At 64.8% G+C, this 26,726-nt stretch carries 26 protein-coding genes; 19 read left to right on the forward strand and 7 right to left on the reverse strand.

The features are described 5' to 3' along the window. The first annotated feature begins 148 nt into the window (after positions 1–148). From XH89_RS21130 to XH89_RS21140, 3 genes are read left to right on the forward strand one after another with little or no spacing between them, the layout of a single operon-like run. Positions 149–1,645 carry an amidase gene (locus XH89_RS21130; RefSeq protein WP_194462367.1) on the forward strand — a complete coding sequence of 499 codons (1,497 nt, stop codon included), beginning with the start codon at positions 149–151 and terminating at the stop codon, positions 1,643–1,645. A gap of 59 nt (positions 1,646–1,704) precedes the next feature. Beyond that, positions 1,705–2,919: an MFS transporter gene (locus XH89_RS21135; RefSeq protein ID WP_194462368.1), complete on the forward strand. Its 1,215-nt coding sequence runs from the start codon at positions 1,705–1,707 to the stop codon at positions 2,917–2,919. A 16-nt stretch (positions 2,920–2,935) separates the two neighbouring features. Next, a complete protein-coding gene (locus XH89_RS21140; protein ID WP_194462369.1) occupies positions 2,936–4,168 on the forward strand; it encodes an FAD-binding oxidoreductase in 1,233 nt (410 codons plus the stop codon). Here the strand turns inward: XH89_RS21140 and XH89_RS21145 are convergent. Next, complete coding sequence (locus XH89_RS21145) at positions 4,165–4,998, reverse strand: helix-turn-helix transcriptional regulator (RefSeq protein WP_194462370.1); 834 nt, start codon at positions 4,996–4,998, stop codon at positions 4,165–4,167. The genes XH89_RS21140 and XH89_RS21145 overlap by 4 nt on opposite strands. A 91-nt stretch (positions 4,999–5,089) precedes the next feature. On the opposite strand from XH89_RS21145, the gene XH89_RS21150 reads away from it, so the two are divergent. Next, positions 5,090–5,974, forward strand: a complete 885-nt coding sequence (locus XH89_RS21150) for an SDR family oxidoreductase (RefSeq protein ID WP_194462371.1) — start codon at positions 5,090–5,092, stop codon at positions 5,972–5,974. A 26-nt stretch (positions 5,975–6,000) separates the two neighbouring features. On the opposite strand, the gene XH89_RS21155 is transcribed toward XH89_RS21150, so the two are convergent. From XH89_RS21155 to XH89_RS21165, 3 genes are all read right to left on the reverse strand, one after another. Next, on the reverse strand, positions 6,001–7,335 hold the full coding sequence (locus XH89_RS21155) for a dicarboxylate/amino acid:cation symporter (RefSeq protein WP_194462372.1): 1,335 nt from the start codon (positions 7,333–7,335) through the stop codon (positions 6,001–6,003). Positions 7,336–7,418: 83 nt separating this feature from the next. Then, entirely contained in the window at positions 7,419–7,976 is a 558-nt protein-coding gene (locus tag XH89_RS21160; RefSeq protein ID WP_194468562.1) for a biotin transporter BioY, read from the reverse strand. 90 nt (positions 7,977–8,066) lie between these two features. Beyond that, a complete protein-coding gene (locus XH89_RS21165; RefSeq protein ID WP_194462373.1) occupies positions 8,067–9,254 on the reverse strand; it encodes a pyridoxal phosphate-dependent aminotransferase in 1,188 nt (395 codons plus the stop codon). Positions 9,255–9,430: 176 nt separating this feature from the next. Between XH89_RS21165 and XH89_RS21170 the strand changes: the two genes are divergently transcribed. From XH89_RS21170 to aat, 10 genes are all read left to right on the forward strand, one after another. Next, positions 9,431–10,837 carry a M48 family metalloprotease gene (locus tag XH89_RS21170; RefSeq protein ID WP_194462374.1) on the forward strand — a complete coding sequence of 469 codons (1,407 nt, stop codon included), beginning with the start codon at positions 9,431–9,433 and terminating at the stop codon, positions 10,835–10,837. A 116-nt stretch (positions 10,838–10,953) separates the two neighbouring features. Next, positions 10,954–11,721 carry a DsbA family protein gene (locus tag XH89_RS21175; protein ID WP_194462375.1) on the forward strand — a complete coding sequence of 256 codons (768 nt, stop codon included), beginning with the start codon at positions 10,954–10,956 and terminating at the stop codon, positions 11,719–11,721. Positions 11,722–11,941: 220 nt separating this feature from the next. Next, entirely contained in the window at positions 11,942–12,799 is an 858-nt protein-coding gene (locus XH89_RS21180; protein ID WP_194462376.1) for a DUF1236 domain-containing protein, read from the forward strand. 222 nt (positions 12,800–13,021) lie between these two features. Continuing rightward, positions 13,022–13,489: a type II 3-dehydroquinate dehydratase gene (gene aroQ, locus XH89_RS21185; protein ID WP_018646964.1), complete on the forward strand. Its 468-nt coding sequence runs from the start codon at positions 13,022–13,024 to the stop codon at positions 13,487–13,489. Positions 13,490–13,526: 37 nt separating this feature from the next. After that, positions 13,527–14,021 (forward strand): acetyl-CoA carboxylase biotin carboxyl carrier protein, encoded by a 495-nt coding sequence (accB, locus tag XH89_RS21190; protein WP_194462377.1) that lies wholly within the window; start codon positions 13,527–13,529, stop codon positions 14,019–14,021. Positions 14,022–14,052: 31 nt separating this feature from the next. Next, a complete protein-coding gene (gene accC / locus XH89_RS21195; RefSeq protein WP_194462378.1) occupies positions 14,053–15,411 on the forward strand; it encodes an acetyl-CoA carboxylase biotin carboxylase subunit in 1,359 nt (452 codons plus the stop codon). Between the two features lie 106 nt (positions 15,412–15,517). Continuing rightward, a complete protein-coding gene (locus tag XH89_RS21200; protein ID WP_194462379.1) occupies positions 15,518–17,044 on the forward strand; it encodes a CHASE3 domain-containing protein in 1,527 nt (508 codons plus the stop codon). After that, positions 17,041–17,481, forward strand: coding sequence for a response regulator (locus XH89_RS21205; RefSeq protein ID WP_194462380.1), 441 nt, complete (start codon positions 17,041–17,043; stop codon positions 17,479–17,481). The genes XH89_RS21200 and XH89_RS21205 overlap by 4 nt, the downstream gene beginning before the upstream one ends. Beyond that, entirely contained in the window at positions 17,478–18,575 is a 1,098-nt protein-coding gene (locus XH89_RS21210) for a sensor histidine kinase (protein ID WP_194462381.1), read from the forward strand. Before XH89_RS21205 ends, XH89_RS21210 begins: the two co-directional genes overlap by 4 nt. A gap of 63 nt (positions 18,576–18,638) precedes the next feature. Further along, complete coding sequence (gene aat, locus XH89_RS21215) at positions 18,639–19,319, forward strand: leucyl/phenylalanyl-tRNA--protein transferase (protein WP_194462382.1); 681 nt, start codon at positions 18,639–18,641, stop codon at positions 19,317–19,319. 37 nt (positions 19,320–19,356) lie between these two features. On the opposite strand, the gene XH89_RS21220 is transcribed toward aat, so the two are convergent. After that, positions 19,357–20,379: a DUF2155 domain-containing protein gene (locus XH89_RS21220; protein WP_194462383.1), complete on the reverse strand. Its 1,023-nt coding sequence runs from the start codon at positions 20,377–20,379 to the stop codon at positions 19,357–19,359. A 320-nt stretch (positions 20,380–20,699) separates the two neighbouring features. Here XH89_RS21220 and XH89_RS21225 point away from each other — a divergent pair, with 320 nt between their 5' ends. After that, positions 20,700–20,888: a hypothetical protein gene (locus XH89_RS21225; RefSeq protein ID WP_194462384.1), complete on the forward strand. Its 189-nt coding sequence runs from the start codon at positions 20,700–20,702 to the stop codon at positions 20,886–20,888. Between the two features lie 112 nt (positions 20,889–21,000). After that, positions 21,001–22,008, forward strand: coding sequence for a Na+-dependent transporter (locus tag XH89_RS21230; RefSeq protein WP_194462385.1), 1,008 nt, complete (start codon positions 21,001–21,003; stop codon positions 22,006–22,008). A gap of 28 nt (positions 22,009–22,036) precedes the next feature. Here the strand turns inward: XH89_RS21230 and XH89_RS21235 are convergent, their stop codons facing one another. Beyond that, positions 22,037–22,939: a LysR family transcriptional regulator gene (locus XH89_RS21235; protein ID WP_194462386.1), complete on the reverse strand. Its 903-nt coding sequence runs from the start codon at positions 22,937–22,939 to the stop codon at positions 22,037–22,039. 99 nt (positions 22,940–23,038) lie between these two features. Between XH89_RS21235 and bla the strand changes: the two genes are divergently transcribed. Next, a complete protein-coding gene (gene bla / locus XH89_RS21240) occupies positions 23,039–23,923 on the forward strand; it encodes a class A beta-lactamase (RefSeq protein ID WP_194468563.1) in 885 nt (294 codons plus the stop codon). A 32-nt stretch (positions 23,924–23,955) separates the two neighbouring features. Here the strand turns inward: bla and XH89_RS21245 are convergent, their stop codons facing one another. Beyond that, positions 23,956–24,894 (reverse strand): GlxA family transcriptional regulator, encoded by a 939-nt coding sequence (locus XH89_RS21245; protein ID WP_194462387.1) that lies wholly within the window; start codon positions 24,892–24,894, stop codon positions 23,956–23,958. A gap of 91 nt (positions 24,895–24,985) precedes the next feature. On the opposite strand from XH89_RS21245, the gene XH89_RS21250 reads away from it, so the two are divergent. Both XH89_RS21250 and XH89_RS21255 read left to right on the forward strand, forming a co-directional pair. Beyond that, positions 24,986–25,672 carry a DJ-1/PfpI family protein gene (locus XH89_RS21250; RefSeq protein ID WP_194462388.1) on the forward strand — a complete coding sequence of 229 codons (687 nt, stop codon included), beginning with the start codon at positions 24,986–24,988 and terminating at the stop codon, positions 25,670–25,672. A gap of 309 nt (positions 25,673–25,981) precedes the next feature. Then, a complete protein-coding gene (locus tag XH89_RS21255; RefSeq protein WP_194468564.1) occupies positions 25,982–26,701 on the forward strand; it encodes a DUF899 family protein in 720 nt (239 codons plus the stop codon). Positions 26,702–26,726: the final 25 nt, after the last annotated feature.

Genomic DNA, 26,726 nt, shown 5'->3' on the forward strand with positions numbered 1-26,726 from the left:
GAAATCGGCCTCTCGCGCCGGATTTGGCGACCCGTTGGGCAATTAAGCCACGATTTGCGCATGAAATGCCTCGATCTGACGAATTTTGATGCGAGAACTCCATTTTCCGATATGCTAAATCGTTTTCATAATCTGAAAGGGATTGGCATTGTCCGAACTTTGCGACACGAGTGCCGTTGAGCTGCGCCGTCTGCTGGCCGCGCAGACAATCTCCCCTGTCGAGCTGCTCGACTCCTGCCTGTCGCGCATCGCCGCCACTAACGCCGCCGTCAACGCTGTCGTGACCCTGGACGAACCGGGTGCCCGCGCCGCCGCAAAGGCCGCCGAGACCGCCATCCGGTGCGGCGAGGATCGCGGTGCGCTGCACGGGCTCCCCGTCCTGATCAAGGACACCCAGGACACCGCCGGGATGCGCTCGACCTATGGCAGCCCGTTGCTCCGCGACAATGTGCCGGCCGCCGACCAGGGCTCGGTCGCGCGGCTGCGCGCAGCCGGCGCCATCATCTTCGGCAAGACCAACACGCCGGAATGGGCGGCGGGCGGCAACACCCGCAATCCCGTGTTCGGGGCGACCGGCAATCCGTTCGATCCCTCGCGCTCGGCGGCCGGCTCCTCGGGCGGCTCGGCGGTCGCGCTCGCCTGCGGCATGGCTCCGCTCGCTTCGGGTTCCGACACGGGCGGCTCGTTGCGCAATCCGGCCGGCTTCTCCGGCATCGTCGGCATGCGCCCGTCCTATGGCCTCGTCGCCAGCGAGAAACGCATCTTCGGCTGGTCCAACCTGTCGACCGACGGACCGATGGCGCGCAATGTGGCTGACGCCGCGCTGATGCTGTCGGTGATGGCGAGCGACGATGCGCGCGATCCGCTCGCCTACACCCTACCCGGCGAACCGGTGCGCGCACGCGTCGAACGCTGGGCCGGGCCGCGCCCCGCCGACCTCGGCAAGCTGCGTCTCGCCTTCACCGAAGACTTTGGCTTCGCGCCAACCGAGCAGGCCATCCGCCGCGTCTTCCGCAATCGCGTCAGCAAGCTCGCGCCCCTGTTCGCCGAAAGCCGCGAAGCCACCCCCGACTGCACCGGCGCCGACGATGCCTTCGCCGTGCTGCGCGCCGGCATGTTCCTGGCGACGCATGGCAAGAACTACAAAGAACGTCCCGAGATGCTCGGTCCCAATGTCCGCGCCAATGTCGAGGAGGGCCTAGGCTATTCGCTCGAAGACCACGCCCGCGCGAGCACGACGCAGACGCGGATCTATCGCGCCTACCAGGCCTTCTTCACCAATTGCGACGTGCTGATCAGCCCGACCATCACGCTGAGCCCGCGGCCGTGGTCGGAGCTCTATCCCGCCGAGATCGACGGTGTGCCGACCAAATCCTATTTCCACTGGCTCGCGCTCGCCTATGCCGTGACGCTTGCGGGCCACCCCGCGATCAGCATTCCGCTCGGCCTCGATGAAGCCGGCCTGCCGTTCGGCCTCCAGATCGTTGGCCCGCGCGGCGGCGATGCCATCGTGCTCGCGGTCGCCGCCAGCATCGAGGCGGCGTTCGCGGGCGATGCGCAGATGTGCCGGCCGCTGCCTGATCTGGCGCGACTTGCCGCGGCGCCGCCGCTGTCATCGGCACCCGGCTTCCTCACCTGGGAATAGCACCCGGCAACAGACCAAGCAGGCATGGCCGCCGGGTCGCCGGCGAAACGGAGATGAGCATGACCGAACTTTCGCAGCGGAAAACCGGAATCGTCGCCTTCGCCCTGCTCTATCTCGCCTATTGCATCTCCTATATCGACCGCGCCGCGATCTCGCTGGCGCTGGCGCAGATCGGCAAGGACTTCAATCTCCAGGCCGCCGATCTCGGCATCGTCATTAGCGCGTTCTTTCTCGGCTACGCGGCAATGCAGGTGCCGGGCGGATGGCTCTCAGACCGCTTCGGCTCGAAATATGTGGTCATCGTCACCATCGTGATGTGGTCGCTGTTCACGGCGTTCACGAGCCTTGCCTGGTCGCTGACCTCGCTGATCGCGATCCGCTTCATCTTCGGCATCGCCGAGGGCGGCTTTCCGCCGGCGAGCATCCGCGCCATCGCGGAGTTGTTCAAGAAGGACAGCCGGCCCAAAATGTCGGCGCTGCTGCTGTCGTCGAACTATGCCGGCAGCATGATCGCACCGCTGATCATGGCGCCGCTGATCCTTTGGCTGGGCTGGCGTCACGCCTTCAATGCGATCGGCATCGCCGGTGTCCTGTTCGCGGTGGTTTATTTTGTCGCCGTTCCGCACCTTGCGCGCATCGGCGTGGGCCCCGTGACGGCGAAGCCCAAGGCGCCGATGCGCGAGCTCATGAAGAACCCGCTGCTGTGGCAATTGATGGTGGTGTGGTTCGGCCTCAGCTGCGTCAACAAGGGCCTGGATTCCTGGATGCCGCTCTATCTGCTCCAGCAGCGCGGGCTCGACCTCAAGACGGTTGGCGTGGTGGCGCCGATCCCGTTCGTGATGGCCACCATCGCGACCGCGATCGGCGGCTGGGTGATGACGACTTTCTTCTCCGAGCGCGAGAAATATCTGCTGATCGGCAGCTCCGCGTTGACCGGCATCTTCCTCTACGCCATGTACAAGGCGGAGACGATCACGATGTTGATCGTCTACCAGTCTGTGGTCTACTTCTTCAAATCCTTCGTGCTGGCCTCGGTGGTTGCGCTTCCGACAAAACTGCTCCGCGACGACCAGATTGGATCGGGCGTCGGCATGGTCAATCTCGGCGGCCAGAGCGCGGGCTTCGTCGCTCCGGCCATCATGGGCTTCATCGTGACCGGAACCGGATCATTCGACGCGGCCTTCGGCTTTCTGGTCGCGATGACGGCGATGTCGGTCATCGTCGCCACGACCATCAACACGGCGCAGCCCAGGCTCGCGCCCAAGCCGGCGTGACAGGAGAGCTCTGCCGATGAAGAGCGCAATCATTCTCGGCGGCGGCATGGTGGGCGTCGGCGCCGCGCTGCATCTGAGGCAGCGCGGCTGGGCGGTCACGCTGGTCGACCGCAGGGAGCCGGGCCGCGAGACCAGCTACGGCAATGCCGGCATGATCCAGGCTGAGGCGGTGCGGCCCTACGCCATGCCGCGCGATCTCCCGTCACTTCTTGATATCGCGACCGGTCGCACCAACGACGTACGCTACAGTCTTTCGTCGCTGCATCGTCACGTCGAGCCCCTGCTTCGCTATTGGTGGCACTCGGCGCCGAAGCGGCATCGCGAAGCCATCGCGGCATGGGCGCGCCTGATCGCCTACGCAACGCCCGAGCACGACATCCTCATCCGCGAAGCCCACGCCGACAATCTGATCCGTCGCGCCGGCTATCGCGTGCTGCACCGTGACCCTGTCTCCTTCGACCAGGCGATCAAGACGGCGGAAGAAGACCGCCGCGAGTTCGGCGTGAACTTCCGCGTGCTCTCGGGCAGCGAGCTGACCAAGGCCGAGCCGATCCTGCGCGACGATCTTCCCGGCGCGATCCACTGGCTCGACACCTGGACCGTGTCAGATCCCGGCGCGCTGGTGACGGCCTACGCCGATCTCTTCCAGCGCCTCGGCGGCAGCATCGTGCTCGGCGATGCGCAGTCGCTGCAGCAGACCGCGACCGGATGGTCGGTCGAGACCGACAATGGACGCATCGACGCCGCCAACGCTGTCGTCACGCTGGGGCCGTGGTCGCCGGATCTCTTGCACAAATTCGGCTATCGGATTCCGCTGGTGCGCAAGCGCGGCTATCACATGCACTACAGCGGCGGCGCCTCGCTCGATCTGCCGCTGGTCGACAAGGGCGGCGGCTATGCCATGGGACCGATGGCCAAGGGCATCCGCATCACCACGGGCGCGGAGCTGACCGGGCCGGACGCGCTGGCAACGCCGGTGCAGCTCGCCAGCGCCGAAGCCTCGGCACGCGAGCTGATCGATCTCGGCCAGCGCGCCGAGCCGGAGCCGTGGTTCGGCACCCGCCCCTGCACGCCCGACATGGTGCCCGTACTCGGCCGCGCCCCGCGCCACCCCGGCCTCTGGATGAACTTTGGCCACGGCCACCAGGGATTTACGCTCGGCCCCGCCACCGGGCGCCTGCTCGCGGAGATGATGAACGACGAGACGCCGTCGATCGATCCGACGCCGTACCGGCCGGAGCGGTTCTAGCTTTCGTGTTTGGCCAGCGCATCCCTGATGCGCTGGGCATCGGCGGGCGTCGCCGGGTTGTAGACGACCATGCCAAGATCGGGCCGGCCGTCGACCGCGAAGGCCGAATATTCGAACGCGATCGGGCCGAGCACCGGGTGGCGCAGATGCTTGATGCCCTCACCATAGGAGCGGACGTCGTTGTCGGCCCACAGCTTCGCGAATTCGGGACTGAGGCGGCACATCTCGTCGACGAAGTCGGCGACATGTGAGACCGCGCCGGCACGGGCCGCATCGGCACGGAACGCCGCCACCACGAAACGCGCGACGCTGTTCCAATCATATTGCGCGGCGCGCACATGTGGCTCGCAGAAGATCAGGCGCAGGATGTTGCGCTGCTCGGGCAGCAGCTTTGAATAGTCGGTCAGCACGATCGTGGCCGCGCGATTCCAGGCGACGACGTCCCACGTCACGGTTCTGATGATGGCAGGGCTCGTCTCGAGCGCATCGAGCACGCGCTGCAGCCGTGGCGAGACACCCTCGCTCGTTCGGTAGCGCACTTCGGGCGGACGGCCGAGACCGATCAGGAACAGATGCTCGCGCTCGACGTCGGTCAGCATCAGCGCACGAGCGATCCGGTCGAGCACGTCGGCTGACGGTGCGCCGCCGCGGCCCTGCTCCAGCCAGGTGTACCAGGTCGGGCTGATATTGGCCCGCTGCGCCACCTCCTCGCGCCGCAGCCCCGGCGTGCGCCGGCGGCTGCCGCCGAAGCCGAAGCTGGCTGCATCGAGCCGGATACGTCGGTCCTTCAAATAGGTCCCGAGCAGGTTCTCGCTGGCCGTCTCGCTCATCCTGTTAGCTATTATACCCTGATAATGTCACTACTTTTACCTGGATAATCCTAGCGCAGATGCTTCCCCCCACCAACCCTGGAGAATGCTCATGCGTATATTCGTCACTGGCGCCACAGGCTTCGTCGGCTCCGCCGTCGTCACCGACCTGATCGCGGCCGGTCACAGCGTTACCGGCCTTGCGAGGTCGGACGCCGGCGCGGCCGCCCTCACCGCGATGGGCGCCAAGGTCCATCGCGGCTCGCTGGAGGACCACGCCTCCTTGCGCAGCGGCGCGGCCGGTTCCGACGGCGTGCTGCATCTCGGCTTCAACCACGACTTCTCCAAATTCGCCGAGAATTGCGAGCTCGACCGCCGCGCCATCCTCGCGCTCGGCGAGGAGCTCAAAGGCTCCGAGCGTCCGTTCATCGTCACGTCGGGCGTGGCGCTGCTCGCACCCGGGCGGCTCGCAACCGAGGACGATGCGGCAGCGCGCCACTTTCCGCGCGTCTCGGAAGCGACCGCCGAAGACCTCGCGCAGCAAGGCGTCCGTGCTGGCATCGTGCGGCTGCCGCCCACCACCCACGGCGAAGGCGACCACGGCTTTGTGCCGCGGCTGATCGCGATCGCGCGCGAGAAAGGCGTCGCCGCCTATATCGGCGAGGGCAACAACCGCTGGCCCGCTGCGCACCGCATCGATGCCGCCCGCGTCTATCGCCTCGCGCTCGAGCAAGGCGCATCCGCTCGCCGCTATCATGCGATCGCCGAGGAAGGCGTGCCCTTCAAGGTGATTGCGGAAGTGATCGGCAAACGGCTCGGCGTGCCCGTGGTCTCGAAATCGCCAGATGAAGCCGAGGCCCATTTTGGCTGGTTCGCGCGCTTTGCGGCCGTCGACGTGCCAACCTCGAGCGCGAAGACACGCGCGGTTCTCGGCTGGGAGCCGAAAGAAAAAGGGCTGATCGAGGATCTCGACCAGCCCTACTATTTCAAGGTCTAACGGCGCACCGCGCCGTTGGATCCAAATCAGTCCGTCGTGATCGCCGTTTCCATGTCGGTCGGATCGATCTGCCGGCTCAGCCGCGCGGTGAGCTTGTCGCGATCGAGCTCGCCTTCCCACCAGGCGACAATCACGCAGGCAACGCCATTGCCGCAGAGATTGGTCAGCGCGCGGCACTCGCTCATGAACTTGTCGATGCCGAGCACGATCGCCATGCCCGGCACGAGCCGCGGGTCGACCACCGCGAGCGTTGCCGCCAGCGTGATGAAGCCCGCACCCGTGATGCCGGAAGCGCCCTTCGAGGTCAGCATCGCCACGACCAGGATAGTAAGCTGCTGGCTGAAGCTGAGATCAAAGCCGAGCGCCTGGGCGATGAAGAGCGTCGCCAGCGTCATGTAGATATTGGTGCCGTCGAGGTTGAACGAATAACCCGTGGGCACCACGAGGCCGACCACCGACTTCGAGCAGCCGAGTCGTTCCAGCTTCTCCATCAAGGACGGCAGCGCGCTCTCGGAGGACGAGGTGCCGAGCACGATCAGCAGTTCGTCCTTGATGTAGGCCAGGAACTTGAAAATCGAGAAACCCGCAATCCGCCCGATGATGCCGAGCACGACGAACACGAACAGCGCGGCGGTCAGGTAGAATGTCGCGATCAGGCCAATCAGATTGAGGATCGCACCGGCGCCGAACGTGCCGATGGTATACGCCATTGCGCCGAAAGCGCCGATCGGCGCGGCACGCATCACGATCGAGATGACGCCGAACACCGCATGCGCGGCATCGTCGATGAAGCTGCGGATGGTGTGGCCGCGCTCGCCGAGGCTCATGATGGCGAAGCCGAACAGCACTGAGAATAGCAGCACCTGCAGGATCTCGCCCTGCGCGAACGCGCCCACCACGGTGTCCGGAATGATGTGCAGGACGAAGTCGACGCTCTTCTGCGCCTTCGCCTGGTCCGCGAACTTGGCAACCGCCTGCGCGTTCGCTGCGGCGCTGCCGAAACCGGCACCCGGCTTTATCAGATTGCCGATGACAAGCCCGATCACGAGCGCAAAGGTCGAGACCACCTCGAAATAGACCAGCGCCTTGACGCCGATGCGGCCAACTTTCTTGGCATCCTGAATATGGGCGATCCCCGACACAACGGTGCAGAAGATGATCGGCGCGATCACCATCTTGATCAGCTTGACGAAGCCGTCACCGAGCGCCTTGATCCATTCGTTCTTGGCGATGTCTGGCCATAGCGCACCGAGGATCGCGCCGAGCACGATCGCAATCAGCACCTGGATATAGAGAATTTTATACCACGGCTTGGCCGTAGCAGGTGCGGCCGGCGTCCCGGCCATCGTTGTCGTTGTCATTGTTTCACTCCCCCTCAAAACTCAGAGCCAGCCAAGATCAACTTGGCCGGCCCTGTCAATTGGAACATTCCGTGTGGTGAAATCTAGCCGCGGCGGTCGACGATCCGGCGCGCCGCCGGGAGCAGCGCAGCGCCGAGCGCATTCTTGACGACCGAGGCGGCGATGAACGGCGCAACGCCGACCATCCAGGCCTTGGTTGCGCCGAGGCCGATGCCGTAGGCCAGCCAGCTGAAGCCGGCCACGAAGATGACCAGATGTCCAATCGCCATCGCCGCAAAAAGCAGCATGATATGGCGATCCCAACCGCGTTCGGCGAACCAACCGATGACCAAGGCGGCCAGCACGAAGCCGTAGAGATAACCTGCGGTCGGGCCGACAAGCGGTGCAATTCCGCCGATCGGACCAGCGAACACCGGCAGCCCCATCGCACCTTCGGCGAGGTAGGCGACCATGGTTGCGCTGCCAAGGCGCCAACCATAGGCCGCGCCGATCATCAGCACGACCAGCGTCTGCAACGTCATGGGCACATAGGGCAGCGGCAGACTCACCTTGGCCGACAGCGCCATCAGCGCGGAACCGAGCGCGATCAGGACGACGGCGCGCAAGGCACCGACGGACTCACCCGGTCGGGTCGGCCACATCACTGCGGCAAGAGGAGAATGCGACGTGGCGGCAGACTGGACGGTTCGGTCAGACAAGTTCAACTCCGGAAGGCTGTCGAGAACTGGCGGCTATTTAAGCCAGTGAGCGATCCGGTCAACCGCCTCCCGCATCTCTGCGGCCGAACGCGCATAGGAGAATCGGATGAACGAGCGGCCATGGATCGGGTCGAAATCGAGTCCGGGCGTTGCCGCAACATGGGCCTGTTCCAGCATCTTCTTGGCGAAGTCGAAACTGTCCGACGTGAAATCCGAAACGTCGGCATAGAGGTAGAATGCGCCATCCGCCGGCAGGAACTTGGCCAGACCCGCCCTGGGCAATCCCTCGATCAAAATGCGCCGGTTTTCCTGATAGCCGTGCTTGATGTCTTCCATCTCGGCCGCACCATCGAAGGCGGCCTCTGCCGCGATCTGCGACAGCGACGGCACCGAGATCGAGAGGTTCTGCTGCAGCCGTTCGATCGGACGCACCAGGATGTCGGGCACGACCATCCAGCCGACGCGCCAGCCGGTCATGCAGAAATACTTCGAGAACGAGTTGATCACGAGTGCATGCGGGGAGAGTTCGGCGGCCGTCACCGCCGGAAAGGCGTAGTCGAGCCCGTGATAGATCTCGTCGGAGATGAAGCGGATGCCGGCGTCTTCCGCCGCCGCAATCAGGCTTGAGAGCGCTTCCCTGGACATCATGGTCCCGGTCGGATTGGCCGGGCTGCCGACCAGCACGCCCTTCAGCGGCGCCTTGCGGTGGGCAGCCAGCAGCGCCTCGCCGGTCAGCGCGTGGCGCGTCTCGTTGGTGGTCTCGATCAGCACCGGCTCGCAGCCGAGCGCGGTGAGGATATGCCGGTACGGCGGATAGCCCGGCACCGTCACCGCGACGCGATCGCCGGGCTCGAACATCGACAGGAAGGCCAGGATGAACCCGCCGGAGGAGCCCGTGGTCACCACGATCCGCTCAGGGCTGACGGTGCAGCCATGGGCATCGCGGTAATGCCGCGCGATGCGTTCGCGCAAGGACGGGATGCCGAGCGCCGAGGTGTAGTCGATCCGTCCCGTTTTGAGCGCAGCCTGCGCCGCCGCGATTGCGGTCTTCGGCGCCCCCGCGGCGGGCTGGCCGACCTCCATGTGGATGACATTTCCGCCGGCGGCCTCGATTCGGGCGGCAGCCGCCATCACATCCATCACCATGAACGGGGGAACATCACTGCGGCGGGAGGGCTCGAGCCACTGCCCCGCCCGGTTCCTCAATGTCGCATCGTGCATCGATTTCTGCTATTTCGCTGGCGGACCGATCCGTTCGGTCCGGAAAACGGGGCACTTGCGCCCCAGACTAGCCGCATTATACGGCTCATAAGGGCATATCGCGTATCCGGTCCGCCGCCAATCGCCAAAACCAAGCACAAAACTGCATTCAAAGCCCGTTTGACCCAGACCGTTTGATGTTCCTCCAGATCGCATTGCGCAAGAAGGCCTCGGCGCTGACCGCTCTCGTCACGGCTGCGGCAATGGTGATGGCGCCGTTCACAGCGGCGCGAGCCCAGGAGGGCGGCAAGGGACCGCCGATCCTGCGCGATACTGAAACCGAGCAGCTGCTGCGCGAATATACCCGCCCGATCCTGCGCGTCGCCGGCCTGGAGAAGCAAAACATCCAGATGGTCATCATCAACGACAGCTCGTTCAACGCGTTCGTCGCCGATGGCCGCCGCATCTTCGTCAATTATGGCGCGATCCTACAGTCCGAGACGCCGAACCAGCTGATCGGCGTGCTCGCGCACGAGACCGGGCATTTGGCCGGCGGCCATCTGTCCAAGCTGCGCGAGCAGCTCGCCAATGCCCAGACCACGATGATCATCGCCATGCTGCTGGGCGCAGGTGCTCTCGCAGCGGGTGCCACCCGCGGCGGCAACAACGGCAATAATGGGCTCGCCAATGCGGGCGCGGCCGCGATCGCCGGTCCGCAGGAGATGATCCGCCGCTCGCTGTTGTCCTACCAGCGCCAGCAGGAGGAGAACGCCGACCGCGCCGGCGTCAAGTTCCTGACCGCGACCCAGCAGTCGCCGAAAGGCATGTACGAGACCTTCAAGCGCTTCACCAGCGAGAGTCTGTTCGCGGCGCGCGGCGCCGATCCCTATCTCCAGTCCCACCCGATGCCTGCCGAGCGCGTCGCCGCACTCCAGGAATTCGCCAGTACCAGCCCCTATTGGGACAAGAAGGACGATCCCGCGCTCCAGCTTCGCCACGACATGGTGCGCGCCAAGATCTCCGCCTTCATGGAACGGCCGGAGCTGGTGTACCGCCGCTATCCCCTGACCAATGACAGCATGCCGGCGCGCTATGCCCGCGCCATCAGCACCTATCTGCACGGCGATCTGCGCAGCGCGCTGACCCAGATCGATGCGCTGATCGCGGTCCAACCGAACAACCCGTATTTTTACGAGGTCCGTGGCCAGGCCCTGCTGGAGAGCGGCAAGCCGGCCGAGGCGATCGCGCCCCTGAGCAAGGCCGTCGCACTCTCGAACAATTCGGCCCTCATCGAGATGTTACTTGGGCAAGCTCTGGTTGGAACCGATAATAAAGCCTACACCGACGACGCGATCAGGATTCTCCGCGCCGCAGTGGCACGCGAGCCCGAGGCGCCGATTGGCTACACTCAGCTCGCGATGGCCTATGGCCGGAAGGGAGACTATGCCGAGGCGGATCTCGCCTCCGCCCAGGCCGCGTATTTGCGCGGCGACAACAAGACCGCTCGCGAGCTCGCCACGCGCGCGAAAACCCGTTTCGCCGTCGGCACGCCCGGATGGGTCAAGGCCGACGACATCGTGGCGTCGAAACCGCCGCGCAACTAGACTCAAGGCAACACTCACTGCGCCTGATCACGACATTCGCCATTGTTACGTCACGACACCAGCTTAAGTCCGCCGGGACGTTTTTTGAAACCTGCTCTGGATAAGAGGATTTGCCAATGCCTTCGCTGCGCCTGCTTGCTCCCGCGCTGTTTGCGCTCGCCATCTTCGGCGCAACGGGACCGGCTTCGGCCGACAGCTTCTCGGATGCCCAGCGCACCGACATCGAGGCGATCATCAAGAACTACCTGGTCAGCCATCCTGAAGTGCTCGAGGAGGCCATGACCGAGCTCAGCAAGCGCCAGGCTGACGCCGAAACGAAGAAGCACGAGGCCAGCATCGAGCAGAACTCCAACGCGATCTTCAACTCACCGCGCCAGGTCGTGCTCGGCAACAAGGATGGCGACGTCACCTTCGTCGAGTTCTTCGACTACAATTGCGGCTACTGCAAGCGCGCGATGAGCGACATGCTCGACCTGATGAAGTCCGATCCCAAGCTGAAGGTCGTGCTCAAGGAGTTTCCGGTGTTGAGCCAGGGCTCGGTCGAGGCAGCCCAGGTCGCCGTTGCCGTCCGCATGCAGGATCCGACTGGCAAGAAATATCTCGACTTCCATCAGAAGCTGCTCGGCGGTCGCGGCGCGGCCGACAAGGCGCGCGCGCTCCAAGCTGCCAAGGAAGCCGGGCTCGACGTCGCCAGGATCGAGAAGGACATCGCCAGCCCCGAGGTGCGCGCCACCATCGAGGAGAACTTCAAGCTCGCCGAGGCGATGGGCATGAACGGCACGCCGAGCTACGTGATCGGCAAGCAGATCGTAGTCGGCGCCGTCGGCCTCGACGGCCTCAAGGAAAAGATCGGCGTGGCGCGCTGCGGCAAGGCGACTTGCTAGCGAGACGCTTCACTACTTACGGACGTAACGAGGCCGGCTGAGAAGCCGGCCTTTTTCGTTGGCCAAATCTCTCCACAAATCCTGGCGTGAATCCGGCGCGACTGTTCATCGCGCGTTTAGGAAACAAATGCCGGGGAACAGCAGATGTTCCGGAACAAGTGACACCTCCTCCCGTTGTCGGCGCGGGCAATGACGCAAAGAAACACGTGAGGAGAATACGATGTTGAACCGCTTTATGATCTCGGTTGCCGCGCTCGCGCTCGTCGCAGGCACAGGTCTGGCGAACGCACAAGGCACGATGAAGAACGAGAACGGCGGCGCCGGCGCGCAGCCGATGCAGCACTCGCAGTCTTCGGGCGGCGCCACCGAGCGCGGCAAAGAATCCGCAAGCCCGCAGAAGGGCACGGTGGGTCAGGCCGGCGGCTCCATGAAGCAAGGCGAAGAGAAGTCGTCTGGCGCGATGGAGAAATCCGGCACCGCGGAGAAATCCGGCAAGATGGAAAAGTCCGGCGCGATGAACAAGAACGCGGCTGAGGAGAAGGCCGGCGCGGCGAAGGGCGAACACGCCCAGAGTGCGCAGGAGAAGTCGACGCAGGACAAGTCCAAGAGCATGAGCCAGGACACCACCAAGTCCGGCGCCCAGAAGGACATGAAGGCTGAGGGCACCAAGAGCGGCACCTCGACCAACAATGCCGAGAACCAGAAGGGCACGGGGACCCGGACCAACCAGAATGCTCAGGGCCAGACGAGCCCTAGCACGAACCAGAACGCGCAGGGCCAGAGCAGCACCAATACGACGGTCGGCCAGGCCGGCGCCGGTGCCAAGCTGTCGACCGAGCAGCGCACGCAGATCACCTCGGTGATCCGCGAGGAGCATGTCGCTCCCGTGACCAACGTGAACTTCTCGATCTCGGTCGGCACCCGCATTCCGCGCGAGGGCATCGAACTGCACGCCCTGCCGTCACGGGTCGTGACGATCTATCCGGAATGGCGGACCTATCGCTACGTCCTGGTCCGTGATGAAATCGTGATCATCAATCCGGACACCTACGAGATCGTGGCGGTCCTGAACGTCTAAGGCCGGAAGACCGGTCAGCCGAGGGGGCGGGCAGCGATGCCCGCCCCTTTGCGTTGAGCCGGCAGCCACGGCTCGGACTGGTTAACAAGCAATTTCCGTAGTTTCCGCACAGGTTTTTGCACACTGGATGAGGTACCTGAAGCCCTCCCCGAGGCCCTTCAAGGCTTCCCCTCACGCGCTTTGTTACCTATAACCCCGCCACGCCGAAACACCGGGACAGGAATGGCCGAACCAGCAACCGACACGATCCTCGTTCTCAACGGGCCGAACCTCAACATGTTGGGGACGCGCGAGCCCGAGAAGTATGGCCATGCGACGCTCGCCGACGTCGAGGCGCTGTGCCGGGAGACGGCGGCGACCTTCGGCCTCAAGGCGGACTGCCGGCAGTCCAACCGCGAAGGCGAGCTGATCGACTTCATCCACGAGGCGCATGCGCGCAAGATGAAGGGCATCATCATCAATGCCGGCGGCTATTCGCATACTTCGATCGCGCTGCACGACGCGCTGCTTGCGGTGCAGATCCCGACCGTCGAAGTTCACGTGACCAACATCCATGCCCGCGAGAGTTTCCGTCACCATTCCTACACCGCGCGCGCGGCCTTCGCCTCGCTCTGCGGCTTCGGCATCGAGGGCTACCGCCTCGCCATCCAGGGCCTTGCCGCCAAGCTCGGCATCAAGCCCAAAGCCTGACGCTCCCTCTTCACCCAGAACATTCGGATCAAAGAACATGGCGCGCCAGCCAGACGACAAAGCAGCCGCAAAATTCTCAAGCGACGATTCCGCGCTCGTCCGCGAGCTCGCTCTGCTGCTCGATGAGACCAGCCTCACCGAGATCGAGATCGAGCGCGCCGGCTTGCGCCTGCGCGTTGCCCGCAACATCAGCGTCGCCGCGACCATGCCGATGCCGATGGCGGCCGCAGCTCCAGCGCTTGTCGCGGCGCCTGCCGCCGCCACTGCTGCGGCCGCAGCCGCAGACGTCTCCAAGCATCCGGGCGCCGTGACCTCGCCCATGGTCGGCACCGCCTATTGGGCGCCGGAGCCCGGCGCCAAGCCGTTCATCGAAGTTGGCTCCAAGGTCTCGGTCGGCCAGACCCTGCTGATCATCGAAGCGATGAAGACCATGAACCAGATCCCCTCGCCCCGCGCCGGCACGGTGACGCAGATCCTGGTCGAGGACGGCCAGCCGGTCGAGTTCGGCGAGCCGCTGGTCGTTATTGAATAAGCGAGTGGCGAGTTTCGCCCGCTGAGGCACCATGTTTGACAAGATCCTCATAGCCAATCGCGGCGAGATCGCCCTTCGCATCCTGCGGGCCTGCAAGGAGCTCGGGATCGCGACTGTTGCCGTGCACTCCACCGCAGACGCCGATGCCATGCATGTGCGCCTGTCGGACGAGAGCGTCTGCATCGGACCGCCACCGTCCAAGGACAGCTACCTCAACATTCCCGCACTGCTCGCAGCCTGCGAGATCACCGGCGCAGACGCCGTGCATCCCGGCTACGGCTTCCTGTCGGAGAATGCGCGCTTCGCCGAGATCCTTTCCGAGCACAATCTGCAATTCATCGGTCCCAAGGCCGAGCACATCCGCCTGATGGGCGACAAGATCGAGGCCAAGAAGACCGCCAAGCGGCTCGGCATTCCCGTGGTGCCCGGCTCCGACGGTGCGGTCGGTCCCACCGACGACGCAATGGCGATCGCCAAGAAGATCGGCTTTCCCGTGCTGGTGAAGGCGGCTGCCGGCGGCGGCGGCCGCGGCATGAAGGTCGCGCAGAGCGAGGCGGATCTCCAACTGGCGCTGTCGACTGCGGCCAATGAGGCGAAATCCGCCTTCGGCGACGCCTCCGTCTACCTCGAAAAATATCTCCAGAAGCCGCGCCACATCGAGATCCAGATCCTCGGCGATGGCCGCGGCGGCGCGATTCATCTCGGCGAGCGCGATTGCTCGCTGCAGCGCCGCCACCAGAAGGTCTGGGAGGAAGGCCCCTCGCCCGTGCTGGCCGCAGCGGCGCGCGCCAAGATCGGCGAGACCTGCGCGAAAGCGATGCGCGAGATGAAATATCTCGGCGTCGGCACCATCGAGTTCCTCTACGAGGACGGCGAGTTCTACTTCATCGAGATGAACACGCGCATCCAGGTCGAGCATCCCGTCACCGAGAGCATCACCGACATCGACCTCGTGCTGGAGCAGATCCGCATCGCCGCCGGCGGCGAGCTGCCCGCCAGGCAGGAGGACGTGCAGATCATCGGGCACGCGATCGAGTGCCGCATCAACGCGGAAAATCCACAGACCTTCCGGCCCTCGCCGGGCCGCATCCAGCAATATCACCCGCCCGGCGGGCTCGGCGTGCGCATCGATTCCGCGGTCTACCAGGGCTACCAGATCCCGCCTTATTACGATTCCCTCGTTGGCAAGCTGATCGTCCACGGCAAGACCCGCACCGAATGCCTGATGCGGCTGCGCCGCGCGCTGGACGAGATGGTGGTCGAGGGCATCGAAACCACGCTGCCCCTGTTCCGCGATCTGGTGCGCCAGGACGACATCATCAACGGCGACTATCACATCCACTGGCTGGAACAGTATCTGGCCGGCAAGGCGGAACCGGGCGCGAAATAATCGCCCCGCCCCATGGAACCCTTTGGCCCCAATCGCGTTCTGCACGGTGGGGCCAGTTCCGAGGGGGCGTTTTGAATTCCACCCAGCCTGACAACATGAGACCGTCGTGACGATCGAGTCGCAGCGACGGCGTGTCTTTTGGCAGATCCTGCTGTTCGCGGCAGGCCTGGTCGTGCTGACCGTCATCAGCGCCGGCTCCGTCTACCTCGTCAACAAGGCGCGGGACGACAGCAAATGGGTCGTTCACACGATCGAGGTGGAGAACCAGATCAATGCCTTGCTGCTCGAAGTTCGGCGCGCAGAGAGCAGCGCCCGCGGCTTTCTCCTGACACAGGGACCGGATTTCCAGTCGGAGCACGAGAAAGCCGTCGCAGCAATCATGCCGGCGCTCGACAAGCTCACGCACCTGATCGGCGACGATCCGGCGCAACGCGACAACATCGAGAAGCTGGGCGCAGCGATGAAGACCCGGCTCGACCAGCTCTCGCGCGAGATAGGCTTCGTCAAGCAGGGGCAGCCGGACAGCGCCATCACGCTCATTCACGAAGCCGCCGCCGGCGACACCACGACGACGATCAGCAACCTGGCCAACGCGATGATCCGGGAGGAGGAACGACTGTTCCGGATTCGCACCGCCAATTCCGACCGGAGCCAGACGCTGGCCGCTTCGCTGACCGGCATCGGCTCGGGCCTCGTGGTGGTGCTGGCGCTGATCTCGATCTGGCTCATGCAGCGCTCGGCACGGATGCGTGACGAGGCCGAGGCGAGCCTGCGCGACGCCAACCTCAATCTCGAAACCATCGTCGACGAGCGCACGGCCGATCTGCGCGAGGCCAACAACGAGATCCAGCGCTTTGCCTATATCGTGAGCCACGATCTGCGCTCGCCGCTGGTCAACATAATGGGCTTCACCAGCGAGCTCGAGGAGCTGGGCGGCGACATCTTCCGCCGCGTCAGCAGCCTCACCCACGTCCCCGCCGACGGGCCGCCCCTGGTGCCCGACACCAACGGCGAGATCCTGCTCGAAGGTCCCGACCAGCAGCTGTCAACGGACTTTTCCGAGGCGCTCGGCTTCATCAAGTCGTCGATCGCCAAGATGGACCGCCTGATCTCCGCGATCCTCAACCTCACCCGCGAGGGCCGGCGCGAATTCCAGCCCGAGAAGATCGACACCCACGCCTTCGTCGAGGCCATCGTGTCGACGCTGGCGCATCAGGCCGTCGAGGCGCAGGCCGAGATCCACATCGAGCGGCTGCCTGATATCGTCAGCGACCGCCTTGCGCTGGAGCAGATCTTCTCCAATCTGATCGATAACGCGATCAAATATCTCAAGAGCGGGGTCCCCGGCGAAATCAGGATTCGCGGGCGCACCAAGCTCGGCTACGCGATCTTCGAAATCAGCGACAACGGCCGCGGCATCGACGCCAGGGATCATCAGCGGATTTTCGACCTGTTCCGCCGTGCGGGAACCCAGGACAAGCCCGGTCAGGGCATCGGTCTTGCCCATGTACGTGCACTTGTGCGCCGCCTCGGCGGCACGATGTCAGTATCGTCCGAACTGAATACGGGCAGCACCTTCACGATCACGTTGCCCATCACATGGAATGCCACCAACCGGAACGCCGACAAATGACCCAACCTGTCAGCATCATCATGATCGAGGACGACGAAGGGCACGCCCGGCTGATCGAGCGCAATATCCGCCGCTCCGGCGTGAACAACGAGATCATCTCTTTCGCCAACGGCACTGAGGCGACTAGGCATCTGTTCGGCCCGGACGGCAGTGGTCTCAGCCAGAAGGGCAACGCGCTCCTGATCCTGCTCGACCTCAACTTGCCCGACATGAGCGGGATCGATATCCTGAAGCAGATCAAGGAGAACAAATATCTCAAGGCGTCGCCCGTGGTGGTGCTGACCACGACCGACGACAGCCAGGAGATCAAGCGCTGCTACGAGCTCGGCTGCAACGTCTACATCACCAAGCCCGTCAACTACGAGAATTTCGCCAATGCCATCCGGCAGCTCGGCCTGTTCTTCTCGGTCATTCAGGTCCCGCCCGCCGCCTCATGAACCAGCGCACACCGACATTGCTTTACATCGATGACGACGACGCACTGGCGCGCCTGGTCGATCGCGGCCTGACGCGGCGCGGCTACAAGGTCGTCCATGCCGCCAGCGGCGAGGAAGGCCTCGAGCACATCCGCAGTGCGGGGGGCTGCATCGATGTCGTGGCGCTCGATCAGTACATGCCCGGCCTCGACGGGCTCGAGACGCTCGAGCAGATCATGGCGATCCCGGACGCCCCGCCGGTGGTCTTCGTTACGGCCTCGCAGGATTCCAGCATCGCCGTCACCGCGCTGAAGGCAGGTGCGGCCGACTATCTGGTCAAGGACGTCAAGGGCGACTTCATCCCGCTGCTGCATGTCGCGGCCGAGGGCGCGCTGCGCCAGGCCGAATTGCAGCGCGCGCGCGAGGAAGCCGAGGCCGAGATCCATGCCTCGCGCGACCGCTACGCCGCACTCGCCGCCGAACGCGAGCTGCTGCTGCGCGAGGTCAATCACCGCGTCGGCAACTCGCTCCAGATCATCGCATCGCTCCTGCACCTGCAGGCGAGCTCCGCCGCCCAGGACGAGGTCAAGGCCGCGCTGACCAACGCGATGGGCCGCGTCGCGGCCGTCGCCCAGGTGCACCGCCGCCTCTACACCTCGCAGGATCTGAAGAGCGTGGTGCTAAACCAATATCTGGATTCCCTGCTCGAGGATCTCCGGCGCTCCGCCGAAGGCAACCGGATGTCGCGCCTGACCGTGAAGGCCGAGCCGATCGAGATCGACCCGGACCGTGCCGTCGCCGTCGGCATCATCGTCAACGAGCTGGTGATGAACGCGGTGAAATACGCCTATCCCGACGGTGCCGGCCCCATTCATGTCGAGCTGATCTCGAAAGGAGACGATCTCCTGCTGTCGATCACCGACAACGGCGTCGGCGACAACGTCAAGGCCGATCCGCGCTCCACCGGCATGGGCCAGCGCATTGTCGCCGCCATGGCCTCAAAGCTCGAAGCCACCGTCGAGCGCGATCCCGCGCATTCCGGAACCCGCATCATCCTGCAGTTCCCCCGAACCCCCGCCGTCCCCGGCAAGGCGAGCAGCGCCGCTGCGGGTTGATCTCCTCAAGCCGCAATTCGCCCCCATCGCACGCCCATCGCGATCCTGCTATGATCGGACGCCATGACTTCGCGCGACTCCGCTTCCTCTGAAATCACCCCGGCCGTGCTGCTGCGCGCTTACGCCTGCGGCATCTTTCCGATGGCCGAGAGCGCCGACGACCCGACCCTGTTCTGGGTCGAGCCGGAAATGCGCGGCGTGATCCCGCTCGACGGCTTCCGCGTCGCCTCGCGGCTGGCGCGCACGGTACGCTCGGATGCGTTTCGCGTCACCGTCAACACCGCGTTCAAGGCAACCATCGCCGGCTGCGCCGCGCCGCAGGTGGGACGCGAGGACACCTGGATCAACAAGCGTATCCGTGACCTCTATGGCGGCCTCTACGAGCTCGGCCATTGCCACAGCGTCGAGGCCTGGCAGGGCGACGACCTCGTCGGCGGCCTCTACGGCGTGAGCCTGGGCCGCGCCTTCTTCGGCGAGAGCATGTTCCACACCGCGCGCGATGCCTCGAAGGTCGCGCTGGTGCATCTGGTCGCGCGGCTGATCCATGGCGGCTTCGAGCTGCTCGACACCCAATACGTCACCGAGCACCTGAAGAGCTTTGGCGCGGCCGAGATCTCGCGTCGGCGCTACACCGCGCTGCTCGACAAGGCGCTCGCCGGCGAGCCCGGCGATTTCCTGCGGCTGTCCAGGGGTGATGCGATCCCGGGCGCGCGCGCGCTCGAGATCATCGCCTCACGTCAATAATCAGAATTGACCGGCTGCCGAACCCGGGGGATTTGGCCTAGCGACTGCCAAACCCGGGAATCCCGAACAGGCCCGGTCGCTGCTCCGGCGGCGGAGGTGGCGGCGGGGCCGGCTGCGGTGGCGGCAGAGGCTGCGGCGGACGCTGCTGCACCTGTTTGGGCGCGGCCTTCTTCTGCGCCGGAGGCGGTGGTGGCGGCGCGGGCTTGGTCGCGGGATCCGGTGCCGCGGTCGCAATGGTCTGCTGCGGCTCTTTGCAGTCGGTCAGCCAGATGTCGTAGATCGGGTGCTCGACGCCGTGCAGGCCCGGGCTCGCGGCGTACATCCAGCCGGAGAAGATCCGCTTCACCTCGCCTTGCAAGGTGATCTCGTCGACCTCGACGAAGGCGTCGGTGTTGGCGGCTTCGGTCGCCGGCCGCGTATAGCAGGCGTCGGTCTTCACGCGTAGCGCGCCGAACTGCACGGTCTCGCCGATATCCTCGTCGAAATTGATGATGCGTCCGGTGATCTTGTCGAGGCCGGAGAAGGTCGCCTTCTTGTTCACGATCTTCTGGGCGGGTGGCTCGGTGACGACCTCGTCGCCCGGCTGCAGGCTTGCGGGCGCCTGCGGCACGGCACCCTGCTGCGGCGCGCCCTTCTGTTGCGGCTGGCGCTGGCCGGGAGCGCCCGGCGGTGCCACCGCAACCGCCGGCGGCTGGTTCTGCGGAGCGACGGTGGTACCCGGCGGCGGTGCCAGCGGCTGGCTCTCGACCGGGCCCGGCATCACATTGCCTTGCCGGCCCGGCGGCGGCATCGGCCGCGACGGCAGCACGCGCCCCTGCGGCGGCAGCTCGGGCACCTCTTCGTCGTCATCAGGGGTCGGCATCGGTTGCGGCTGCCCGCCACGAGGGATGGTCCCCGGCGGCCGCAGCGGCGGCGGATCGGAGAAGATCGTGCCGATCTGCGCCTGCACCGGCGTCGCAACCGTCAGCGCGGTAGCGGCCAGCAGCGCCGCAAGGCCTGTCAGGGTATAGGTTTTGAACATCTCGCGCGGCTTCAACAGCGAATCGGGCTTGTTCGACATTCTACAGGGGGTACCGCCGCTCGCAGGCCGTCCGGTTAACACGGCGAATACGGCGGGTTTGCGTCGCAATCAAAAAAGGCTGCAATTTCAACGTAAACTGTGACGCCCGTTCTCATTCCGTTACCGCCTTTTTCAGGGGTTTGTGATACCAATCTGATACCGGATCACGGCTTGCTCTCGTCGCCGGGGCGCCCCTGCAGCGACTATTGGCACCACTCAAGTTCCAAGGCAATGGACCGGCGGTGTGACTCGCCTCACAGAAAGCCGCTTGTTGATCGTCTAACACGACGACACGCCCGACAAGCAATAGGAGCAAGGCGATGAGCGAGACCAGCAAGGAATTTCAGGAGAACAGTCTCGATTGTTCAGACCTAGATCGAGTAACCGGCGGCTCGTTTGTGGAGAGTTTCAAAAGCGCCATTTCCGGTGGCCCGACCGAGATCACCGTCAACAAGTCTCTATCGATGGATCGAGCCTTTCAGGCGTTTGATGCTTACGTGCGCGGTTGACTGCTGACACGGCGCAAAGCTACGACGAATTGTAGTCTCCGGGCGCTGCCTACCGCCAGGAATCGATAATTTGCGAGATACCTGGCACCAGGCTGACACCCGCATCATCCGAATGCCGTCCGTTCTCCGAACCTTGTTCGCCCTTCCGCTGCGCGGCCTGACCTGGCTCGGCGGCCAGGGCACGCGCGCCGTGGCCTCGGTCGTGTTCATTGCGGCCGCCGTGCCGCCGCTCGGCGCGCTGCTGCGCCCCTATGTCACCGAGGCGATCCTCGTTCTGCTCTGCATCTCCTTCATGCGGGTCGACCTCGTGGCGCTCTACGGCCATCTGCGCCGGCCGGCGCTGGTGGCATCAGCCACGGCCTGGACCACGATCGGCGTGCCCCTGATCGCCGGGCTGATCGCACATGCGACCGGGCTCGCCGAGCGCGCGCCCGGCCTGTCGCTGGCGCTGATGCTGCAGAGCATGGCCTCGCCAATGATGGCCTCTCCGGCGCTCGCCGCCCTGATGGGCCTCGACGCGACGCTGGTGCTGGTCACGCTGGTGACGGCAACCGCGATCGTGCCCTTCACCGCCTCGCTGTTCGCAAGCCTCTTCCTCGGCGGCATGCTGAGTATCTCGCCGCTCACGCTCGGCCTGAAACTGCTCGGCATCCTCGCAGCTTCGCTGCTATCTGCGACCGTCATCCGCTGGCTGTTCGGCGCGGAGGCGATCCAGCGCCACAAGCAGCCGATCGACGGCTTCAACATCATCATCCTCTTCGTCTTCGCTTCAGCGATCATGGGCGATGTCGTGAGCGATCTGGTGACGCAGCCGATCCTCACCCTCAGCCTCGCGGCCCTGTCGTTTGCGATCTATTTCACGCTGCTCGCTGTGACGACCCTGCTGTTCCGCCGCATCGGCTACCAGCGCGCACTCGCGCTCGGGCTGATGGTGTCGCAGCGCAATCTCGGCCTGATGCTGGCCGCGACCGCAGGCGCGCTGCCGGGCACGACCTGGCTCTATTTCGCGATGACGCAGTTTCCGATTCACCTGTCGCCGTACATGCTGACACCGATCGCGCGGCGGCTAACGGCGCGGACCGATGCGCCCGGTGCGGCGGCTCCGGGCGGCGCAGCTTAAGAGCTGCCGTCCGGAAAGCACGGAAGCATTATGGATGGCGCGGTCTCTTTTTCTTGCACTCTGCCAGGATCCAGTCGCGAAACGCTTTCATCGCATGCGAGAGCTTTTTTGATTTCAGCGACGTGAGCCAATAGGATCCCAGAAAGACTTCACTGTCATAGGGGCAAACCAGTCTCTTGCGCGACAGGTCGTCCGAGAACAACACGACCGGAAGGAGCGCGACCCCGGCGCCTTGAGCCGCGGCATGCGCCAGCGAGACCGACGAGTCGAAGGTTGGGCCGGTCATTCGCGGTTGCCTGCATCTTGCGATCTCGAACCAGTGCGCCCACTCGCCCGGCCGGTACGACCGCAACAGCACCTCCTTATGCAGGTCGATTGGATCCTTAAGGCGCTTTGCGACGGCAGGTGCGCACATCGGCGTGAAGTGAGCCTCGACCAGTTGCTCAGCATTCGTTCCATGCCAGGCGCCGTCGCCAAATCGAATGGCGTAGTCGAGCCCTTCGCCGCCGAGGTCGACACGGTTGTTGTTCGCAAAGATCCTGACGTCGATATGCGGATGCCCCGCGGTGAAGCTCGCAAGGCGCGGAAGCAGCCAGCCGGATGCGAACGTTCCGACCACACCGACGGCCAGACTTTCGCGCATCCGGCCGTTCTCGAACCGATCCAGCACCTGACTGATCTGGCCGAAGGCGCTCGAGATGACGGGCTGCAGCGCCTCGCCTTCTTCCGTGAGAGCGAGCCCGCGGGTCAATCGCTTGAAAAGCTTGACGCGCAGGCTCTCTTCCAAAGTCCGCACCTGCTGGCTCACCGCGGCCTGCGAGACGCGAAGTTCGAGACCGGCTTTGGTGAAGCTGAGATGGCGCGCAGCCGCTTCGAATGAGCGGAGCGCGTTCAGCGGCAGGCTGGAAATACTGACAGGGCGGCGGGCCACATCTGATCCAAGTTTTACTTATGGATGGCCTTACGAACCATCGTTTGTCAATCGCCAGGGCGCGACGCAAAACCGTCCCGCATTCAAGGGGAGCTCTCGATGCTATCTCGACGTCAATTCAGCTCATCCGCAGTTGCGGTCGCCGGAAGCCTCTTCCTGCCGAACATTTCCGTCGCCGCATCAGGCGGAACTGCATCGCTCATTGAGGCCATCAAACAGCTGGAACTGAAGAGCGGAGGCCGGCTCGGCGTCTCAGTGCTCGACACCAATACGGGCATTGCGATCCATCACAGGGGAGACGAACGCTTTCCCATGTGCAGCACATTCAAGGTCCTGGCGGCGGCAGCAATATTGAAAGACATGGGCAGCAAGCTGGACGGCCTTGAACGGCGCATTCGTATCGAGCAGGCCGATCTCGTCGAGTACTCGCCCGTCACGAGCAAGCATGTCGGCGGCGAAGGCATGTCGCTTCGCGACCTTTGCGAGGCTGCTATTACCATGAGCGACAACACGGCCGGCAACGCGCTTCTGAAAAACATCGGCGGTCCCGCCGGATTGACCAGCTTTGCGCGAAGCCTCGGCGACGAAATCACACGACTGGATCGGATTGAAACCGAGCTGAACGAGGCCGTGCCGGGCGATCCCCGCGACACCACCACGCCGAATGCGATGGCCGCGAATTATCGGCGCCTGCTGCTCGGTGACGCCCTGCTCCCGGAAGGGCGCGATCAACTCGGTAAATGGCTCATCGCCAACAAAACTGGGGATACGCGTTTGCGTGCCGGCCTGCCGCAAGGCTGGCGTGTCGGCGACAAGACCGGAGCCGGTGAACATGGCACCACCAATGACGTCGCCATCGTATGGCCGCCTGAGCGCGCGCCGCTCATCATCGCGGTCTATCTCACCGGGGCATCGCTCGACCCCAATGGACGTAGCGATGTGATCGCGTCCGTCGGTCGCGAGGTCGGCAAGAGTCTTGGCTGACAAGCACCTGGGCTGACGAGCGCCTTCCTTGCCTACCCCGCCCTCGCCGCGCGCCGCAGCGCCTGCGGCGGCTGGCCGAAGGCGCGGATGAAGGCGCGGCGCATGCGCTCGGGATCGCCGAAGCCGGTCGTCTCCGCGACGCGCTCGATCGCCTCGCGCGAGGACTGCACGCGCTCGCGGGCGACCTCGATCCGCAGCCGCTCGATCGCCTTCGACGGCGTCGTGCCGGTCTCCGCGGCAAAGGCGCGCGCGAAATGCCGCGCGCTCATGCCGGCGCGATCGGCGAGGTCTTCAACGGTCAATCTCGTGTCGAGATTTTCGCGCGCCCAGGACAGCAGCCCACCGAAGCGGCCGTTCGGCGTCTTCAATTCCAACAGCGATGAGAACTGCGACTGGCCGCCGCTGCGGCGGTGATAGAGCACGAGCTGGCGCGCGGTCGTTTGCGCGACCTCCTCACCATGATCCTCGGTGACCATCGCGAGCGCGAGATCGATGCCGGCGGAGATGCCTGCCGACGTCCAGACATTGCCGTCGCGGGTGAAGATCTGGTCCGGCTCGAACTTCACCTTGGGATAGCGCGCGACGAATTCGCGCGTGCGGCCCCAATGCGTGGTGGCGCGGCGGCCGTCGAGCAGGCCGGCTTCGGCCAGCACATAGGCGCCCGAGCAGACGCTGGCGATCCGCACGCCGCGCTTGGCCAGCCGCTGCACGAAGGCGAGCGTGGTGGGACAGCGCGCCGGAGCCGACACGCCCGCGCCGCCCGCCACCACCAGCGTCGTGATCGCGTTCGCCGCTTTGAAATCGCGCGCCATCATCTCGACGCCGGAGGACGAGCGCACAGCGCCCGCGTTCAGCGCCAGCACCCGTAGCGCAAGCGGCTTGCCGCTGGCGCGTGATGCGATCTCGAACACCGAGATGGGACCTGCAGCATCGAGCAATTGGAAATCTGGGAAGATCAGAATGCCGATCATGGTCATGTCCGAAAGTGAGGGAAATACGCCATTTTGGACGGGATCGCATCATGCCATCTTGCGCCCGTCAAGCCCTTCATTGGAGGTTCTCATGCCGGCACCGCTCCAGATCGGTCTCCTGGTGTTCCCGCGCGTCACCCAGCTCGACTTCACCGGGCCGCTGCAGGTGTTTTCGTCGGTCCCCGGTGCGACCGTGCACCTGATCTGGAAGACGCTCGATCCGGTGCCGAGCGATTCCGTGCTGATGCTGACGCCGACCATCACGTTCGCCGACTGCCCGCAACTGGATGTGATCTGCATTCCCGGCGGCTTCGGTACCGATGCCCTCCTCAACGACGAGGAGACGCTCGATTTCGTGCGCAAGCAGGCGACAAGCGCCAAATTCGTCACCTCGGTCTGCACGGGATCGCTGGTGCTGGGCGCGGCCGGCCTCCTGAAGGGCTACAAGGCCGCCACCCATTGGAGTGCGATGGACATGCTGACGCTGTTCGGTGCGACGGCGACGAAGACGCGCGTCTGCGTCGATCGCAACCGTGTCACCGGCGGCGGCGTCACCGCAGGAATAGATTTCGCGCTGACGCTGGTGTCGCTGCTGCTCGATCGCACCACCGCGGAGGCCATCCAGCTCCGTCTCGAATACAATCCCGCACCGCCCTTCAACGCCGGCTCGCCGGAGACCGCGCCAGCCGAGGTGCTCGCGCTGATGAAGGAGCGCGTCGCGCCCTCGCAGGCCCGGCGCCTCGACGCCGCCAAGCGCGCTGCCGAGCGGATGATGTAGCCCTCTCCTCTCGTGTCCCGGACGCGCTGCAGCATGCAACGCTGCTGCGCAGAGCCGGGACCCAGGAAGCCACACAGATCGCCGCAAAATAGGCCCCGGCTCTGCGGCGCACCGCACCGGACGATGCTTCGCATCGCCGGGGGCGCTGCGCCGCGTCCGGGGCGCAAGGCCGGAGCATTTGCGCACAGCTGCATCAACATCGTCATTGCGAACGCCGCGAAACGTAAGCGTTCCACCTTCGGTGGTGGAACTGAGGTTTTGGGGGACGAGTTATGTCCGCGCGAAACTCACCGCATCCGGAGCGCAATCATGGAGCATCTCCACTACCCCAACGAAAGCACCGAGTATCGTACCGCGCGAAATGCGTTGCTGGATGATGAGATTGCCCTGCGAGCCCAGATTGAGGCCGTTGCCGCCAGGCGTCGCGCGCTGCCACTCGGCGGCGAGGTGCCCCAGGACTACGTCTTCGAACGCATCGGCAAAACGAGCATGCCGGAACAGGTCAGGATGTCGGAGCTGTTCGGCCGGCATGACACGCTGATCCTGTACAGCTTCATGTACGGGCCGGAGCGCGAGCTGCCCTGCCCCGGCTGCACCCATTTGCTGGACGGGCTCGACGGCGCCGGACGGCACATCGGCGAGCGTGCCGCGCTTCACATCGTTGCGAAATCGCCGATCGCGCGTCTTGCCGCCTGGACCCACGAACGCGGTTGGGAACATCTGTCGCTGCTGTCCACGGCCGGCAACAGCTTTGACGCGGACTATTTCGGCGACACCTCGAAATTCTCCAAGAGCATGCGCGCGCAGCACCACGTTCCCGATGGGCAGAACTGGGACGAGACGATCTTCAACGTCTTCAAAAAAGCAAACGGCAAGATCAGGCACTTCTGGGGCTCGGAGATGAGCTTCGCGCCGCCCGCGCCGAAGCAACATCATCGCGCCGGCGATCTGGTCGATCCGCTCTGGGGCCTGCTCGACATGACGCCTGAAGGCCGCGGCGACTTCTTCCCGAAGGTGCGCTACGACTGAGTGTCATCAAACAACAGAAAAAGGC

Origin of the sequence: Bradyrhizobium sp. CCBAU 53340 (assembly GCF_015291645.1) — a bacterium.
Taxonomy (GTDB): domain Bacteria; phylum Pseudomonadota; class Alphaproteobacteria; order Rhizobiales; family Xanthobacteraceae; genus Bradyrhizobium.

Excerpts from the sequence above, each read along its gene's own strand:
- XH89_RS21135 (WP_194462368.1), top strand. The coding sequence starts at position 1,705 with ATGACCGAACTTTCGCAGCGGAAAACCGGAATCGTCGCCTTCGCCCTG.
- XH89_RS21140 (WP_194462369.1), top strand. The coding sequence starts at position 2,936 with ATGAAGAGCGCAATCATTCTCGGCGGCGGCATGGTGGGCGTCGGCGCC.
- XH89_RS21145 (WP_194462370.1), bottom strand. The coding sequence starts at position 4,998 with ATGAGCGAGACGGCCAGCGAGAACCTGCTCGGGACCTATTTGAAGGAC.
- XH89_RS21150 (WP_194462371.1), top strand. The coding sequence starts at position 5,090 with ATGCGTATATTCGTCACTGGCGCCACAGGCTTCGTCGGCTCCGCCGTC.
- XH89_RS21155 (WP_194462372.1), bottom strand. The coding sequence starts at position 7,335 with ATGACAACGACAACGATGGCCGGGACGCCGGCCGCACCTGCTACGGCC.
- XH89_RS21160 (WP_194468562.1), bottom strand. The coding sequence starts at position 7,976 with ATGTGGCCGACCCGACCGGGTGAGTCCGTCGGTGCCTTGCGCGCCGTC.
- XH89_RS21165 (WP_194462373.1), bottom strand. The coding sequence starts at position 9,254 with ATGCACGATGCGACATTGAGGAACCGGGCGGGGCAGTGGCTCGAGCCC.
- XH89_RS21170 (WP_194462374.1), top strand. The coding sequence starts at position 9,431 with ATGTTCCTCCAGATCGCATTGCGCAAGAAGGCCTCGGCGCTGACCGCT.
- XH89_RS21175 (WP_194462375.1), top strand. The coding sequence starts at position 10,954 with ATGCCTTCGCTGCGCCTGCTTGCTCCCGCGCTGTTTGCGCTCGCCATC.
- XH89_RS21180 (WP_194462376.1), top strand. The coding sequence starts at position 11,942 with ATGTTGAACCGCTTTATGATCTCGGTTGCCGCGCTCGCGCTCGTCGCA.
- aroQ (WP_018646964.1), top strand. The coding sequence starts at position 13,022 with ATGGCCGAACCAGCAACCGACACGATCCTCGTTCTCAACGGGCCGAAC.
- accB (WP_194462377.1), top strand. The coding sequence starts at position 13,527 with ATGGCGCGCCAGCCAGACGACAAAGCAGCCGCAAAATTCTCAAGCGAC.
- accC (WP_194462378.1), top strand. The coding sequence starts at position 14,053 with ATGTTTGACAAGATCCTCATAGCCAATCGCGGCGAGATCGCCCTTCGC.
- XH89_RS21205 (WP_194462380.1), top strand. The coding sequence starts at position 17,041 with ATGACCCAACCTGTCAGCATCATCATGATCGAGGACGACGAAGGGCAC.
- XH89_RS21210 (WP_194462381.1), top strand. The coding sequence starts at position 17,478 with ATGAACCAGCGCACACCGACATTGCTTTACATCGATGACGACGACGCA.
- aat (WP_194462382.1), top strand. The coding sequence starts at position 18,639 with ATGACTTCGCGCGACTCCGCTTCCTCTGAAATCACCCCGGCCGTGCTG.
- XH89_RS21220 (WP_194462383.1), bottom strand. The coding sequence starts at position 20,379 with ATGTCGAACAAGCCCGATTCGCTGTTGAAGCCGCGCGAGATGTTCAAA.
- XH89_RS21225 (WP_194462384.1), top strand. The coding sequence starts at position 20,700 with ATGAGCGAGACCAGCAAGGAATTTCAGGAGAACAGTCTCGATTGTTCA.
- XH89_RS21230 (WP_194462385.1), top strand. The coding sequence starts at position 21,001 with ATGCCGTCCGTTCTCCGAACCTTGTTCGCCCTTCCGCTGCGCGGCCTG.
- bla (WP_194468563.1), top strand. The coding sequence starts at position 23,039 with ATGCTATCTCGACGTCAATTCAGCTCATCCGCAGTTGCGGTCGCCGGA.
- XH89_RS21245 (WP_194462387.1), bottom strand. The coding sequence starts at position 24,894 with ATGATCGGCATTCTGATCTTCCCAGATTTCCAATTGCTCGATGCTGCA.
- XH89_RS21250 (WP_194462388.1), top strand. The coding sequence starts at position 24,986 with ATGCCGGCACCGCTCCAGATCGGTCTCCTGGTGTTCCCGCGCGTCACC.
- XH89_RS21255 (WP_194468564.1), top strand. The coding sequence starts at position 25,982 with ATGGAGCATCTCCACTACCCCAACGAAAGCACCGAGTATCGTACCGCG.